We start from the raw sequence: 16,988 nt of genomic DNA on the forward strand, positions 1-16,988 counted from the left end.
GGTGCGATAATTGGCCGGGACCCGAATTGATATTTCGGGATTCTCGAAAGAAGGTCTTGGACGCCTGACGCGCTGTTTGTCTGGACAGGCGCCGGACTGCGCATCGGGCAGATCGATTGCCGGGCTGCCTTTGAGGGTACCTTTGGACGGGCCGGTCAGCCGGCCTGCACCGACAAGGTTCCAAGGGCACGGACCTTGATCTGCTGCGTTCGCCCGCGCACGGCAATCTCGCGGGATTCCGCATCATCGAGCGTTTCGCCGGCAAGGTTCAGCAAGGCCTCGGAGACGACCACCGTGGCATCGAGTTCCTTGGTGGCTGCTTCCAGGCGGCTCGCCGTGTTGACGACATCGCCGATCGCCGTGAAGCTCGTTGCCCGCCCATAGCCGATCTCGCCGACGATCACGGGCCCCGCATGCAGGCCGATGCCCATGCGCAGGGGCGTCGGAAGCTCTGTGGCAATGCTCTTGTTGAGGCGCACAAGCCGCCGCTCCATTTCCTGCGCGGCTTTGAGCGCACCCCGCGCCGCCTCGTCCGCGCTCCCCGACAACCCGAACAGCGCCATGATGCCGTCGCCGAGAAACTTGTCGACATGACCGCCGTTCTGCTCGACAGCCTCCGCCATTTCCCGGGCGAAGCGGTTGAGCAGGAACACGACGTCATAGGGAAGCTTGGACTCCGACAGCGTGGTGAAGCCGCGAAGATCGGCAAACATCACGGCGAGAACGCGTTCCTCGCCTTGGCGGGCATCGTGGCCGGAATGCAGATCGGCAAGGCTCGCCTGTGGCGGCAGCAGCAACGTTACGGTCAGGTCGCCCTTCGGTCTCACCTGACAGGCAAGCCGGACGCGCGGTGGAGCCTTGACCCGCTGCAGAACGCCGATTTCGTCGTCGCTTGGCGGCTCCAGCACCCCCGGTTCGCCGTCGATCAGGACACGGCAGGTCGAACAGCGGCCTCTTCCGCCGCAGACCGAGGCGTGGGGGATGCCGCGGGAGCGGCTGACTTCAAGAATCGAAAGGCCGACCGGGGCCGAAACGGTTGGACCGGTCGCATACTGCATGCGGAAACGCCGACCGCGCGCCAGCCACATCTTGCGCAGCAGCCGCAAACAGAGCGTCGCGATGAGCGCGGCCGAAAAGGCGATCAGGAAACGGTCGTGGATCAGCGACAGCGTCGCCTTCTGGGCGTCGGTGACTTCTGCCGTCCGCCGGAGCGTCGCCGCAAGCCAGTCTGGATCGGCAAGGCTGCGGAGATGAACCTCGCGGCCGGACGCGATGAACCCGGTCAGTGCAATGAGTGGAACGGCCGTGCACGCCGCGGCGAGGGGAGAGCGCCAGGCGGCGAAGATGGGCTTCAGACGCAGCCAGTAATAGATGCCGATGCAACCGTGAACCCAGACGATCAGCAACACCGTCAGTTGGAAGGCCGCGTTCGCCGTGGCGCCGTTCCAGAACTGGGCCTGCAGAATCCGGTAGTCGTTCGGGATGCCGAACAGTTCATAGGCGATCCGCATCGAGATTACGTGGAGGACGAGCATCGGCGGGATCGCAAAGCCGAGGACCATCTGCAGCGCCTCGAACGGGCGCATTTTGAGGCTCTTGCGCTGGTAGAGGGCGTAAAAGGCGAGGGCGAGGTGGGTCGCCATGGAGCCGTAGAGCAATATCAGGCCGACAGGGCTGCCCCAAAGGGCTCCATACCTGTTGCCGGCCGTCTTCAGGAAATCGATGCCGGCAAGGCCAAGTCCCAGAATGAGAAGATGGCCGGTCACATAGACGAAGAGGACGAGCCCTGTCACGAGCCGTAGCCGGCGAATGGATATCAACGACTGCTCCTGTTGGACCGGCCGGGTCGGGCGGCGCGACCTCGAAAAACACCCCTTGCTCAGTCTCGATCCGAAGACGGGAAACGGGGGCAACAGACAAATTCGGTTGGCCCGAGGGCCGCATCGAGACCGGTGCGCATCGGGCATCACTTGATGGGTTGGAGCGAACGCCGAACCCGGTCATGAGGCGGTCATATCGCACATTCGCCGCTGGCTGTCATTTCGCTGTCAGCCAGCGCCTGATCACGATCGCGGCAAGGCCCTGACGGCATGGAAAAGGACCTCGGGGCCACCGTGCCTTCGGGCGCAAGGCGGAAAATCGCGAGGATCGATCGAGGTGGGCTAATCCCTTGGCGGATCAGGCGATCGGCGGGCGGATGGGGGCAGATTTCGCCATCGTCAACCTCTCGATAACCATCATTCTTAAGCCGGGATTAATACTAAAAGATGTATACGGAGGTGGCACAATCAAAAGGGGAATTTCCTCGGAACGCGGGACCCAACCTTCGTTCATGTACATCACCTTGATTTTGAACGGGAGATTGGTCGATGAGGGGAGTTCCGGTCGAAACCACGCGAGCTGGTGACGCCGATGCCGAGCAATTGGACATTGCATATCCGCCGCGTCGTTCCGCTCACGCTCACAACATCAGACGCATCGCCATCTTCGGCACGATGCTGTTCTGGGTGCAGGCCGCGAGCCTCGTCTATTTCCTCCACTGAGATGGACCTGCGAGAGGGACAGCAAGCGGCGCGGTAAACCCGTGGCGGAGTCGGGCAGGAATACCTGCCGTCCCCACGGCGGTTGACCAATGTCCGGATTGGCCGAAGCGCGGCGGCCGCGATGCAATGCACTGTTCGCCGACCGCCGAGCTTTGCCGTTCAGACCAGTGCGTCGCCGTCGGCATGGCCATAGATGATATAGCCGGCACCGGCCTCGGTCCCCCCTTCGTTATTGAAGGGTGCACCGACGATCAGGTCGTCATAACCATCGCCGTTGACATCGCCGGCTGCCGAAACGCTCTGCCCGAGATTGTCCCCGGATCCCTCGGCGATGATCTTGAAGCCTCCAATCCCGTTTGCCAGATCGTCAGTATAGATGCGCCCGTCGTCGGTCTGGACGTTGGTCGACCCGAGCACGACGTAGGCCGCCCCGGGCGAGGGAAGGTAGAATCCGCCTCCCTCAAGTTGAGCCCCTACAATGAGATCGTCCATGCCGTCGCCATTGACATCGCCGGCGGGTGAGACACTTCCACCCAGCGACGCTCTATCCGAGCCCCCGAAGCTCTCAAGAATCACGAAACCCCCGTTTCCGTAGATGACGTCCTGCAGATGGACCTGTCCGCCTGCCGGGGCAAATGCGTCGCCACCAAAGACGACGTAAGCGGCTCCTAACAGGCCATTGGCAGTGGGGGCGCCGACGATGACATCGCCGTAGCCATCGCCGTTGATATCGCCGGCTGCTGAAACGCTCTGGGCAATGTTCCTGTTGTAGATTTCCCAATCGTCCATATCGGCATCGATTTTGAAACCGCCGATGCCTGCGGCGATGTCATCCAGATTGACGACACCGGAAGCGGGCTGCAAATCCTGCTGACCGTAGACGACATAGGCCGCGCCAGAATTTTCCACTCCTCCGGGAGCGGTTTGTGTTGCGCCTATAATGACATCATCAATGCCATCGTTGTTGACATCGCCTGCCCACGCCACGCTGGTTCCTGCATTGTCCCAGGTATTCTCGCCGATGATCTTGAAGCCGCCGGTGCCCGCTGCGACATTGTCGAGGTCGATGATGCCGCCGGCGGGCGACAGGCCATCGGCGCCATAGACGACGAAGGCGCCTCCCGCGCCAGCGCCGCCTGAGGATTCGCCCGTTGCGCCGATGATGAGGTCATCGATGCCGTCGCCGTTGATGTCGCCGGCCGATGCCACGCTCTGGCCTGCTGCGTCGTTCATGTTCGCGCCGATGATCTTGAAACCACCGATGCCAGCGGAAATGTCCGCCAGATCGATCGAGCCGCCGGCAGGGGACAGACCGTCAGCCCCGAAGACCACATAGGCTGCACCCGAATTTTGTCCTCCGTCGTCGGCGCGAGGGGCGCCGATGATCATGTCGTCAAAGCCATCGCCATTGACGTCGCCAGCCGAGGCAACGCTCTCGCCGTATTGGTCGCTCGCTGTTCCACCGACGATCTCGAAGCCGCCGTTCCCGGCCGCGATGTCGGCGAGTTCGATCGTGCCGCCGGCAGGAGACAGGTCGTCACCGCCGAAGACGACATAAACTTTGGTCACAAATGCGTCGTCGTAGTACGGTCCACGTGCGGTGATCAGAAGGTCCGCGTACCCATCACCATTGATGTCTCCGGCGTTTGCGACGGTGCTGCCAGCCTCGTCTCTAGGTTCTTCGCCTATGATCTTGAAGCCGCCATTTCCACTGGCGATCTCGGACAGGAGCACTGACTCCGATCCCTGCTGAACACCGTTGACGACAAGAGTTGCCGTGTTGTGAACGCTGGTCGTCCCATCGACGATATCGTAGTTGATTGTTACGGTGCGGCTTTCGCCAGCAGATAGCTCCGAATAGAACTGCCTCGGATCGAGTTGAAGGCTGTTCCTCTGAATTGTAACGGAATTGCCGAGATCATCCGTCGCTGTGATGTTTTCGAAATCTAGGATATCGGTGATGTCGGGATCAATCACGCCGTCGTCTAGGTGCAGATAGATTGGTTGATGGTCGGCGCTGACCTGTCCAAGATCGATTGGATTCGCAATAGGTGCATCATTCACGCCGTCGATCTTGACGGCAAGAATACTGCGGTCCTCAAATCCGAGATCGTCACGAACGGTGTATTCGAGCTTGATCGTTGGGCCATCGAAACGGGAGCCGATGAAGTCAAAAGACCCGGATGGACTGAAGTCCAACGATTTGCCATCCGGTGAAATTGAAAAAGCGGCGGCAACTTCGCTGTTCGGAATGAAGCCAACGCCTAGGATGACTTTGAAATCGGTTATCTTTAGATCGCCGACCGGCTTTAGCGGATTGTAGTCGTTGGCCAGCACATCGATGGAGATTGCGGTCTCCTCGTCCGTCGTCGCGGTGTCGTCGACGGCGATCACCGGCGCGATGACGTCCATCTGCTCGAAGGCGTTGAGCTGGAAGTTGAAGAGATGCGAGGTTAGCAGTCCGCTGTCGCCGTCGGCAAAGGCTGTGGTCAGTCTTGCGACCTCGGCCTGCACTCCGGCATCGAGCGCCTCGTTGTGGGTCAGCAGGAGCCGGAACGTGTCGTGGCCGGGCCCGCCCGCATACCAGCTGAAACTGTCGTCCCAGAGCCGATGGGTGACGGTGTCGTCGCCGTCGGCGAGGTTGACGTGGTTCATTCCGGCGCCGGCGTTGACCGTATCGTTGCCGGCGCCCGAACTGATCTGGTCGTCTCCCGATCCGGTGTTGATCGAGTCGGCTCCCGCGCCCGTCTGTACGAAATTGTTGCCGTTTCCGACAAAGATGAAGTTGTTGCCGCCGAGCGACCGGATGACGTCGTCGCCGTCATAGGTATGGATCACATCGATGCCATAACCGGTCGAAATCGAATTGTTGCCGTAGCCGGCGTCGATGAAGTTGTTCCCGCCCGCATCGATGATCATGTCGTCGCCGTAGAGGGCAACGATGTGATCATTGCCGTTGCCGGTGGCAATGCTGTTGTCGCCATCACCCGCATCGACGTCGTTGTTGCCATTCCCGGCCAGAATGGTGTCGTCCTCGGCGCCGGTGGTGATGATGTCGTCGCCGTCGCCTCTAATGATCGTCACCATGATGGTCCTCCCGCCGCCAAGGGCTGATTGGGTGTTTCAATCTGCTTTGCTGGTTTCCCGGACAGCCAGCTTTCGCCGGTCGCCCCGCCGGTCATCCCCGAAAGGAGCGGCGTAGACTTTCCGTGAAGGGCTCAAGCAGGATGTCGGCAAATGTCCGGGCCTGCGTCTTGAGATAGGCCTCGACCGGCATGCCGGGCAGAATCTCGGGCACTGTCTGGTCTGCGTCGTCCGCGATCCGCACCCGCACGGTGTAGTAGGAAAGGCCGTCCTGCTGCTGGACGACCCGGTCCGGCGAGACAAAGATCACCGAGCCGGCAACCGGCGGAACGGCGCGGCTGCTGTAGGCGCTGAAGACGAGTTCGGCGTCCTGGCCCAGCCGGACGTTGTCGATATCCCGCGGGTCGACGCGCAACTCGGCGACCGCCGGCTCGTCCTCGGGAACGATTTCGACGAGCGGGGAGAAGGGCTGGACGGCGCTTCCGATCGTGTTGACATGGAGTTTTGCGACCGTTCCGGCGCTGGGCGCTTTCAGTTCGACCCGTTGCATCTGGCTTTCGGCGGTCTCCAGCTTCTTCTGCAGGCTGTCAATCTCAAGCCGGGTCTGCGACTGTTCCTCTGTCAGGTCGTCCATGAAACGGCGATCGAGGTTCTGCAGCCGGTTCTTCGCCTCGTCAATTTCGTGCGGCAGCGTGAGTTGACGCGTCCGCAATTCCGCAAGCTGGCGTTCGACTTGCGCCTGACCCCGTTCAAGGGCGCGAAGGTCGGACGCCCGAACGAGCTTCTTCTTGACGAGGCCGCGGCGGATCGCAGTCTCTTCTTCCAGGTTTGCCAGTTGTCCCTGGACCGCCGCGATCTCCGCGTCGTTTCCGGCCTTTTCCTCGCCCAGTCGCATCAGTTGGGCGCGAAGAACGGCGTTTTCGTTCATGCGGCGCTCGCGCCGTGCATCGAACCGTCGCTTCTGATCGTCGATGAGGCGCGTGAGCACCTGTTCGCCAAGAGACGAAAGATTGTCCTTCAGGCGTCCGACGCTCACCGGATCGAAGCGGTCCGCACCGGCGCGCTCGGCATTGAGCCTTGCCTCGATCAGTTGCCGGCCGGCAAGCTGGAACTTGAGGCCGTCACGCGCAGCCCTGAGTTCGGTATCGTCCATGACAACCAGGACGTCGCCCGCGTTGACCTTGTCACCCTCGCGAACGTTGATCCGGGAGACGACGCCGCCGATCTCGTGCGCGATTTGAAGCGTATTGCCGTCCTTGACGACGGAGCCCGCGGCGATCACCGCTCCCATCAGGGGAGCGGTCACGGCCCAGGAACCGAACAAGCCGAAGAATGCGACGATGCCGAGCATTCCCGCGATGGCAAGTCCGCGCACCTGCGTGACGCGCATCAGGTCGCTGGCGGGTAAGGAATGAGGGTGATGGGACCGGGCCATGGCGTCACCGTGCCTGGACATGAGGGGGCGCTCCCGGCTCGCCGAGAGCTGGCGCGGCGTGTTTGACGGCGTGGGCGGGAATCTGGCCAGGCGCCGGCTGCACGACCTTCGGCTTCAGGACGTCGCGGGCCGGGCCGAAGGCAGCCACTCGGCCATCCCTGAGCAGGAGAACCTGATCGCAGATCTCCAGGAGAGGCGTTCTCTGCGTCACGACGACGATCGTGCGTCCACGATCCCGGGCGGCAGCGAGTGCTGTTCTGAGGGCCGCTTCACCCTGGCTGTCGAGATGGGCGTCCGGTTCGTCCAGCAGGAGCATCTCCGGATCGCGGAAAAAGGCCCGGGCGAGCGCGATCCTCTGCCGTTGCCCTCCGGAGAGGCGGATGCCGCTCTGGCCAATGACCGTGTTGTAGCCGTCGGCAAGCGTGCCGACGAACTCATGGGCGCCGGCAAGTTCGGCGGCCTCGATGATCTCCTCGTCGGTCGCATCGGGGACGAACCGCGCGATGTTTTCGGCGATTGTGCCGTCGAAGAAGGCGATATCCTGCCCGACGTAGCCCGTGTGGCGACCGAGCTGTTCGCGGTTCCACTGGACGAGATCGAAACCGTCCACGCGCACATGGCCGGCCGTGGCGCTGAGGGAACCGGAAAGGATCCGAAGCAGGGTCGATTTGCCGGCGCCGCTCGGCCCAACGATCACGAGGATCTGGCCGGGCTGGGCCGAAAAGGAAATGCCGGCAAGAACGGGTTTCCGCGTGATGTCGCCGCCGGCGGCAAGGCCAATTCCCGCAACATCGACAACGCCTTTGGGGGCCTTCAGGCGCATTGTCCGGCGATCCGGCGCAGCGCGCGTTGCAAGTTCCTTCTCCACACGGCGATACGCCGATCGCGCCGTGGCAAGCTGGCGCCAGCCGCCGATGACATTCTCGATGGGCAGCAGCGCTTTGCCCGAGACGATACTTGCCGCAAAGATCAGGCCCGCCGACAGGTGATCCACCAGCACCAGATAGGCGCCTGCGCCGAGAATGATGATCTGAAGCGCCTGTCTCAGGAAGCGAACGAGACCGAAGAAACTGGCATTGAGCGCCGCGACCGCATCGACGCCCCCTGCACCTTGCAGGGCCCTCGAGTTCCAGCGCCCGAGAACCGCCTCCGACATGCCCATCGCGTGAACGTCGTCGGCTCGGTGCAACGCCTCCGAAATCGATCTGGAGGCTTCCGCCTGAAGGCGCGTCGCCTCATCCTGGCGTTTGCGTGTCTTCCATTCGTTGCCGACGGCTGAGGCGACGAGGAGCAAGCCGCCTCCAAGGGCGATCCAGGCAAGCAGCGGGTGGACCACAAAGAGGATCAACAGGAACGCCGGGGCGAACGGCAGATCGAAAAGACCGATGAAACTGCGGCTCGACAGCGTCTGGCGAACGGTCGCCACATCCTTGAGGGCGCCGATGGGGTCGGCGGAGGCGGTCTGTCTGCGCTGAAAGGCGCCCGCCGCGAGAACAGGCGCAACGGCAAGCTCGTATTTTGCACTCAGCCGCTGTGCGATCCGCGCCTTCAGGCTCTCGAGGAGACCGAACAAGGCAAGGGCGAACAGGATGACGATCGTGAGATAGAAGAGCGTCTCCATGCTCTTCGATGGCAGGACCTTGTCGTAGATTTGCGCCAGATGGATCGGCATGGCGAGCGCCAGCAGATTGGCCGCAATCGAAAAGACGAGGAGCCAAGTCAGATGCGCGCGAAAAAGACCTTGGCCAGTGGCCGAGATCCCTTGTTCTTCCGCGCTCGGGGCCGTGCCGCTATCGTGCGAGGCTGGGCGCGATGGGCGGAACCAGCCCATGCATTGACGGGCGAACGGGGGCACGCGTCGCAAGAAGACAAGGAACGACCGGGCATCGTCCGCCCCATCTTGGCGATGGTTCGGGACCGACCGTTCTTCGGTTGTTGTGGGTCTATCGTGGATATTGCCGCTACGGTTGCGGTCGATGTGATCATCAAGTTCGTCGGTTCTAGTGAAACGAAACATTGCTGACCCACGAATACTGGATTGAATCTGAACTTATACCGTTATTTGATTTGATTTCACATTTTTGACCAATAAATAAGGCGATAATTTGAAATAGAGAAAAATTCAAGAAGAACTCTAGACTGAAAGCTTATTTCTCTTAGAGGAAGCCTTTATTTTTGGTCGTTGTCAACGCGCAATTTTAGACGGGCGCAGCGGCTTTGCGCCTGGACGCGTTGGCTGCGGGCGCCGTTTCGGGGGGCTTTCCGACGCAACCAGCAACGGTGGTATCCGTCGCCAGGGGGCGGGGGCGAAAAAGAACGAATGCGCATTCTGTGTCTGCCTACCGGGCAATAGGGGTATGACCGTCTCGGCGAAGGGGTATCGAGAGAATTGGAAAGATGGAGCCGATGACGCGCGTCTTCCCTGACCATCGCGCGCCAATCGTCGGCGGCGCGGAAGCGGGCAGGGAGCGGTGTCTTGCCCGAACCCGCACTGGCGCCGTTGGCTGGGTCAGGCGCTCTGAAACGCAAGACCTGACCCCGGCTCTTCCGTGGACGACGCCGACGTTGGCAATGAAGTGCCCGTCTGGTTCGCGGCCGGCGAAGCCGGAGGAATTCAGGACCTCGATCGATGCTTCATGAGATCCTACACAAGATGTGGCGAGCGTCCGGCCGCTGTCGTGGCTCGATAGCAAGTGAACATCATGGCAACGGTCTTTGGGACCTTTTGGGGACTTTCCGCTTCCGGGCAAGTCACCTGGTTCCGAATTGTTCTGAAGTGGCCGTCAAACGGTGCTTGCCCTCATCAGCCGAACTGGCTAGAAAACGCCCGTGATCAGGGATGTTTCGGAATATCGGGGCATAGCGCAGTCTGGTAGCGCACCTGCTTTGGGAGCAGTTAGTCTGATCAAAAATTCCACATTCAATTCAGACTATTGCGTCATTTTCTCTGAATGCTTTTGGTGATTTCTTTGGGGCTTTTGGGCTCCTGATTGTCCTGCAGTGCCTTGGCAACGTCCAGAACTTGCCGATGCGGCGTATAAAGCAAGGTCTCCGTCTGTAGGTCACTCGGGCAATAGTCGGCTTTGCGCCCCAAATCGGCCATTCGAGACCGCGCCTCAGCCGCCCAAAAGCGGACGAGCTTCCGCTTGGAGCGCGGGAAACACTGCATCGCCGAGATTTACACTCTTCGCAGTCTGCGAACACCGTGATGGGGTGCTCGCTATCCGGGGGATAGTGAAATTCGTCCCCTCGCGAAGTCCATGCTAGCGGTATAGCTTGGAAGGATGCATTTAGGTCGGGACTACTCGATTGGCAGATCAGCCGATTGCAGATGACCGCGAAGATGGCGCGGTTACGCCGTTAGCGCTTGACAAGGTTCGAGCGTCGAAGGCTGGACACGCTTACCATGAGGCGTGGGCTGCGCGCACGGCTCTCGAACTTCTTCCACCTTCGACGGACCTTATCAGCATCACCCTCGAAGGATTCGATGAGGAGGACGAGCAAGAACTAGGAGCAGGTGCGGTCGAGATTGCCGATCTCGTCCGTTATCACGGCGGTACCGATGTCGCCCAGTCGCATCGTGTCACCGTCGTTCAGTTCAAATATTCGATCGCGAGTGCCGATAAGGCGGTGAGGGCGTCCGACCTCGCTTCCACGCTGAGAAAATTTGCGGCTTCGGACGCTGAGCTGCGAGTTGCCTATGGTGACCGCCATGTCGTGGAAGTGGTCAGGTACGAGTTCGCGACCAACCGGCCCATCCACGCCAACCTTGGCAAGGCTATATCGGCCCTGGTTACCGGTTCGGAACCTGAGCACGACGTGGCCCGTCAAGCGAGCCAGATCGCGGAAGCCCTGCGCGATTACCCGCATTCGCAAGCCGAATTGCTTCAACGACTGGAGCTGGTTGGCAGCAAGGGTAGTCTGGTCGACGCCGAACGCGGGATTTCCGCGACCCTTGCAGCCTGGGGCGAGCCCGGCGATCCAGATGCGGAAAAGCGACTGCTCAAGCTGCGGAATCTGATCAGGATCAAAGCCGGTCCGGGCAGCGAGGCGGACAAGCGAGTCGATCGGATTGCCGTCTTGGCCGAACTCGAGGTCGAGGACGAGGAGAGGCTGTATCCGACGCCCGACGCCTTTCCCGATGTTGGGGAAGTGGTCCAGCGGGCGGTCATGGCCGACTTGTTGCAGCTCGCGCGCCAACCTGGCTTTCCGCTTGTCGTCCATGCGGCAGGGGGAATGGGCAAGACGGTGTTGATGCAGGGCTTGGCCGAGCAGCTCAAGGTTGATGGGCCAGTCGTCCTGTTCGACGGTTTCGGTGCCGGCCGGTGGCGAGATCCCTCGGACAACCGCCATCTCCCCGACCGAACCTTGGTTCACCTGGCTAATTTGCTGGCGGGAGAAGGCCTCTGCGACATCCTTCTGCCCATTGCCGACGTCACGGCGCTCCTGAAGGCATTCCGCCGACGCCTTGCACAATCAGTCGCTTCCGCGCGCAACACGCGCCAGGACGCCCATGTATCCTTGGTACTGGACGCCGTCGATCATGCCGGGCTCGCTGCACAGGAGACTGCCACTCAATCATTTGCCCACCTGCTTCTGCGCAGCATCAGCACAAGCCCGATCGATGGCGTCCGGATCGTTGCTTCTTGCCGGACTGAGCGGCTTGCTCTCGCAACGGGCGGCAGCTCTCATCGGAAATTTCCGATACCGCTGTTTACGGATTCCGAAGCCCGCACCCTAATCGCGAGCCGAGCGCCGGATTGCTCTCAAGCTGAAATCGCTGCGCTGCTGACGCGGTCGGGCCGCAATCCCCGCTGTCTGGATAACCTCATCGCGGCGGGTCGGCCTTTCGACCCGATTTCATTCCCGGATTCTCCGACCGAACCTAGTGATCTCTTGGACGCCCTCTTGCGAAAGCGACTGGACGACGCCCGAGAAACGGCCCGCGCTCGGGGTGCGAGCGATGCTGACATCGATCTCTTGCTTACCGGGATAGCCTTGCTTGCGCCGCCCGTGCCGATCGAGGAGCTGGCTGCGGCGCACGGTTTGATCGCCGAGCAGGTGGAAAGCTTCGCTGCTGACTTGGCGCCGCTGCTCGAACGAACGCCGCACGGCCTGATGTTCCGCGACGAGCCGACCGAAACCTTGATCCGAACGACATACGGTAGCGACCAAGCTGGCCGAGACCGTGTCATCGCGGCCCTGCAAGAGCGCCAGGTTTCTTCGAACTACGCAGCGAGGGCGTTGCCGGCATTGCTGACATCGTTTCGCGATGCAGATCAGCTCATCGAACTGGCTTTTGATCTGCGTGTTCCTACCGGCGCCTCCCAAGTCAGTGTCCGCGACATTCGACTGGCCCGCATCACAGCAGCGATTACGCTGGCGGGAGACCTTGAGCGCCGAGACGATCTGTTCCGCCTGCTGCTCGAGGCCTCGCTGGTCGCGGCCGGCCATGAACGATCGGACCGCTTTCTCTACGAGCATCCCGATCTTGCTGCGGTGTCCGGCGATCCGGAGGCTTTGCGCAGACTTGCGGCAACTTATGTCGGCTGGCCGGGAGGGAAGCACGCGGCGCTGGCGTTGGCGAGCGCGTTCGCCGGCGATCGCGATGAAGCCCGCCGGCATGCCCGTCGATCTATCGACTGGCACAATTGGGCCGTGCACTCGCGACATACCACGCGGTTCAGCAACACGAATGCGTCGCGAGAGTGGGATGACATCGGCTTTGCCTATGTCGAGATGCTGGTGGGCAACGACGTCCGGGTCGCTGAGTTTTTCGCTCGTCGCGGCGACGGAGCGGCCTACGCAAAGTTCAGCGACTTGTTCGACCTGCTGGAACGTCATTACCTCTCTAGTCATCCGCCCACCTCCCGTGTCTTCGCCCACCTGGCGCGGTGTACGCTCCCATCCCGCGCCCTCTTTGCCGCCGCGCTCCAATTCGGAGACCGCGACGCCACCCGTGATAAGAAGCTGGTCGCCGCGATGGCTTCTGCTCCAGCTCCCACCGGAGATGGCGCCAGCCTGGCGATGGCAAGCGTTCTTGCGTCGGCCCGCGCCGCCGATGTCGGGCTCGATCATGAAGCCTCGGTGCTCCTCGCCGGCGCCGGGCTCAAAGTTCAATCGATCCATGACTATTCGAGCTACTTCCCGATCGACCGGACCGTTGATGTAGCGGTGCTTGCCGCAGGCGTGCGATCCGCTCTGCGAGGTCGGCCCGCCACGCTGCTCGACATCGCCCCGGCCGAGTTGGTCGAGTTGGTGCCCAGAAGTTTGCGGACGCGCGGACCGGCGGCGTTTGCTCGCGCGCTGGATCGAAAGCTGGCGGAACCGAAATACGGACCTGGTCGGCGGCCGAGGCGGCGTCGCGACAGCCTGAATGGCGAGAAGCGGTTCGACTATTCACGCGCGCTCAGCGGCCGGATCATGCCGTTGCTGCCATGTGCGCAGGACCTGGCAAATATCATTCGCCCGCCGCTTCGAACGACGCGTTCCGAGATGCTCTCCCTAGCGGTTAATCGTGTCATCGCCAGCGTCGAGAAGGCATCGAATTATCCGTATCGCGATGGCAAAGCCTATCTCGCCAGGACCGGTTTTCGGGCGGTCTTCTATCTGGCCGACGCGCTGGGAGCATTCGACGCTGCCCTCGCGAAACAGATGGTCGATTGGCTGGCAACCGCGCCCGGACTGTACACACCGGAACTCACCGACTTCGTCGCACGGCTGTCCCGCCTACCTCAATGTCACGAGGCAGCGCTCGTCCTAGCCTCTCATGTCGAGAAAAAGATCCAACTCGACACCGACGTCGGCTCCCGGGTTACGGCCTACGGCGGCCTTGCCCGCGCCGTATGGCGGGTAAGCACCGAGGAGGCCGCAGCATACTTTCGCCGGGCCCTCGATCTTGCGGAAGCTATCGGATCCGACGATTTCGACCGGACGAACCATCTGTTGGAACTTACCGCGCACTACAAAGGTGCCGAGCTGTCGCCGGAGGCATCGCACACGCTCGCTCGCATCCTCGAACTGAACCAGGGCGAAGACGGTCGTTTTCCGTGGATCGAATATGCGAACACGATGGTGCCCATTGCCGGGCGGGCAACGTTGGCGATGATCAACCGTCTGGACGATCGTGACGTTGCGCGCCTGAGACTCTCGCTCGGTCCCGCGCTCACCGTCCTGGTGCGGCAATCGAAACTTTCGGCCGAAACGGCAGCGGCGCTTTTTGGGCTGGCCCCGCCGGGAGAGGCTTGGACCTGGCATATCTCGGATTTCGCGACAGAGGCGGTCAAGCAGCTTCCTCCGGAGCGGCACGAATGGTTCTTCAACCTCCTTCTGGTCGAGATCGATCGAGAAGACCAATTGTCGCCGGCGCGCGATACGATCGAAGGCCTCGCTCGCCTCGCCACCGAGCATCTGCCCGAGACCTCGGCAGCCCGGATTCGGATCGAGAGACTTCTGTCTCGGCGCGGCCCGCGAGACGATCTTCGCTCTGCCGCAATCCCCGCTCCGGCGGAATCAGAGCCACAACCCTTCCCGGTCGATCTGAATGACCCGGATGAGATTGACCGCCTGATACTCCGCGAGGAAGTCGATCAAGCCGGGCGTCGATGGCCGGTGCGCACTTTACTCGACCTTGCACAGAGTGCGGCAACCCCAGCTGAGCGCCTCGGGTTTGTTCGCGCCGTCGTTGAAGCCACGGCCGCGTCGCTGGCCGACAAGATAAGCGCGCTCGACGGCCACTTGGAGGTCTGGAGTGCATCATCCGCAGCCATGCGTGATGCGCTACCGGAGCTCGGACTGCGGTTGGCTTCGAAGCATGCGACAGAACTCGCTAGCTCCAGAACGGACGCCTGGGGCGGATGGCGGGGGCTCGAGCGGTATTTCCTAGCTGACCGGGTCGCTCTGGTCGAGCACGTCGTGGCGGGGCTGCGCAGCGACGCCGGAAACCTGGGTGGCAATGCATGGCTGGCGCTGGCGGCCCGGCTGGCTGCGGATGTCAAAGACGAGGCGATCGTCGAAGGTCTCGAGCGATTTCTCGCGACAAGCGCCGAGAAGTTGCCGAACGAGGTTGGCGATGGCCCGTGGAGCTCGGCTCTCGCGGTGCCGAACGATGAGGTGGATCTGATCGCGGGCCTTTTGTGGGCACGGCTCGGTCATCCCGTCGCGGCAATGCGATGGCGCGCCGCGCATGCCGTGCGGCGAGTGGCTGAAACTGGGCGTTTCGATTTCATCGGCAAGCTGATTGAACGCTTTGATGCCGGAACGGGCTCGCCCTTCACCGACGCGAAATTGCCCTTCTTCGCCATGCATTCACGGCTTTGGTTACTGATCGCTCTCGCTCGGATCGCCAAGGATTCTCCTGCATCCTTGGTGCACCACAGAGATTTTCTCGAACGGATAGCTGGCTCGGTCGACTTCCCTCATGTCGTCATGCGCTCGTTTGCACAGGATGCTCTCGGCGCGATTGCGCCGGCGCTGGAACCTGCGGAAGAGGCGATTGTGCTGGGCGCGATCGCATCCACGAACGTCTCGCCACATCCACAGGCTCCCCGAGCCGATTATACCGAGTTTCGCTATGTCTCGCGCCCGGACACCTCGCCCCGCCCCGACAATCCCTTCCACTTGGATTACGACTTCAACAAGTATCAGGTCGAACGCCTGTGCCACGTTTTCGGATGTCCGGGCTGGGAGATCGAAGACCGCATTGGGCGCTGGGTGCGGCGTTGGGATCCTTCCGTGAAGGCGATGCACGAATGCCCGCGCAGCAACGGATACGATCAAACCTGGTCATCGGGTTATGTCCCCGATCGCGATCTCTACGGCGGCTATCTCGGCTGGCATGCGCTCATGCTCGCCGCAGGTGAGCTCCTGGCCGACCGTCCCGTCGTTGGCGAGGATTGGAGCGGGGATGCCTGGGGCGCTTTTCTCGACGAATATCGCCTGTCGCGCGATGACGGCTTGTGGCTCGCTGACCTCACCGATCCGTTTCCGCTCGATCTTCCCAAGGACGCGGACATCCCGATGCCGGACAGTGGCGCTGCTCGACGCCCGGTCGGCGAGGACATCCGCCTGCTTGCCCCGATGCTGGGCATTCGGGATGACAAAATTGCTTCTGACTGGATTCCGGCCGCGGGTCGCTGGTCGATCGACCGGGATACGACGCTGACCCTACGCTCCGTCGCGGCGAGCGCGAGCGATGCCCGCTCGACGGTGATGACCCTCCTCTCCGACGAGCCGTTCTTCCGTTGGCTACCGGACGACGAAGACGAGATTGCTCGCCATTTTGGACATGAAGGTCACAGCGTCAAAGCGTGGGTGGCGGAAACTCCCAACACGCAGCGGCAACTGGATCGTCACGATCCCTATGGCTGCACCTCCGCGCTCGACAGGCCGTTCCCTACAGACGCCACCATTCGGGTGTTGAGCGCAACCCCGGGCGATCCGGTCGTCCGAGAATGGTGGATCGAAAACGCCAAGGCATTCTACGCGGAGGCTTGGGGCGCGGAGGGCGGCCGCGGCGAGCAAGCGTGGAGCGAAGCCGGCTCTCGAATATTCGTCAGTCACTCGGCGCTGACGTCGTTCCTTACGGCGACGGATCAGCGTCTCGTTGTCGCGTTGAAGCTCCAAAAATATCACCGAGGCAAAACGAGCGGCAAAGCCGGCGACACCAGCGCGTTCACACATCGATGGCTCCTCGCGATCATCAACCGGCGCGGCGAAGTTTGGATGCCACATCGCCTGTCGAAGCACGCCAGACGCGCAATTGAGGAGCTTGATGCCGACCGGAGACGCGATTTTCACCCGCGGTTTCGGGCCATCGCCGGTCTTCCCGACGACTGGCTTGCGCGTGAAGCTCATCTCCCGATCGATCCCGAGCTCTACCGTGGCTTCTTGGAGCAATTGGAGAAAGGCGACGCAGATCCGTAATA

6 protein-coding genes are annotated in these 16,988 nt (G+C 61.9%); 2 read left to right on the plus strand and 4 right to left on the minus strand.

Features of this window, described 5'->3' with window-relative positions:
• Nucleotides 1-155 precede the first annotated feature (155 nt).
• Entirely contained in the window at nucleotides 156-1,820 is a 1,665-nt protein-coding gene (locus tag HDIA_RS09765) for an adenylate/guanylate cyclase domain-containing protein (protein WP_162292628.1), read from the minus strand.
• A gap of 549 nt (nucleotides 1,821-2,369) precedes the next feature.
• Here HDIA_RS09765 and HDIA_RS25285 point away from each other — a divergent pair.
• Complete coding sequence (locus HDIA_RS25285) at nucleotides 2,370-2,543, plus strand: hypothetical protein (protein WP_157775463.1); 174 nt, start codon at nucleotides 2,370-2,372, stop codon at nucleotides 2,541-2,543.
• Between the two features lie 159 nt (nucleotides 2,544-2,702).
• On the opposite strand, the gene HDIA_RS09775 is transcribed toward HDIA_RS25285, so the two are convergent.
• From HDIA_RS09775 to HDIA_RS09785, 3 genes are all read right to left on the minus strand, one after another.
• Entirely contained in the window at nucleotides 2,703-5,630 is a 2,928-nt protein-coding gene (locus HDIA_RS09775) for a calcium-binding protein (protein ID WP_099555997.1), read from the minus strand.
• Nucleotides 5,631-5,721: 91 nt separating this feature from the next.
• Nucleotides 5,722-7,083 (minus strand): HlyD family type I secretion periplasmic adaptor subunit, encoded by a 1,362-nt coding sequence (locus tag HDIA_RS09780; RefSeq protein WP_099555998.1) that lies wholly within the window; start codon nucleotides 7,081-7,083, stop codon nucleotides 5,722-5,724.
• Complete coding sequence (locus HDIA_RS09785; RefSeq protein ID WP_099555999.1) at nucleotides 7,067-9,079, minus strand: type I secretion system permease/ATPase; 2,013 nt, start codon at nucleotides 9,077-9,079, stop codon at nucleotides 7,067-7,069. Before HDIA_RS09785 ends, HDIA_RS09780 begins: the two co-directional genes overlap by 17 nt.
• Nucleotides 9,080-10,371: 1,292 nt before the next feature.
• On the opposite strand from HDIA_RS09785, the gene HDIA_RS09795 reads away from it, so the two are divergent.
• Nucleotides 10,372-16,986 (plus strand): hypothetical protein, encoded by a 6,615-nt coding sequence (locus HDIA_RS09795; RefSeq protein ID WP_197708121.1) that lies wholly within the window; start codon nucleotides 10,372-10,374, stop codon nucleotides 16,984-16,986.
• Nucleotides 16,987-16,988 lie beyond the last annotated feature (2 nt).

Origin of the sequence: Hartmannibacter diazotrophicus (assembly GCF_900231165.1) — a bacterium.
In the GTDB taxonomy this organism is placed as follows: domain Bacteria; phylum Pseudomonadota; class Alphaproteobacteria; order Rhizobiales; family Pleomorphomonadaceae; genus Hartmannibacter; species Hartmannibacter diazotrophicus.

Coding starts and splice junctions, on each gene's coding strand:
- HDIA_RS25285 (WP_157775463.1), top strand. CDS start 2,370: ATGAGGGGAGTTCCGGTCGAAACCACGCGAGCTGGTGACGCCGATGCC.
- HDIA_RS09775 (WP_099555997.1), bottom strand. CDS start 5,630: ATGGTGACGATCATTAGAGGCGACGGCGACGACATCATCACCACCGGC.
- HDIA_RS09780 (WP_099555998.1), bottom strand. CDS start 7,083: ATGTCCAGGCACGGTGACGCCATGGCCCGGTCCCATCACCCTCATTCC.
- HDIA_RS09785 (WP_099555999.1), bottom strand. CDS start 9,079: ATGTTTCGTTTCACTAGAACCGACGAACTTGATGATCACATCGACCGC.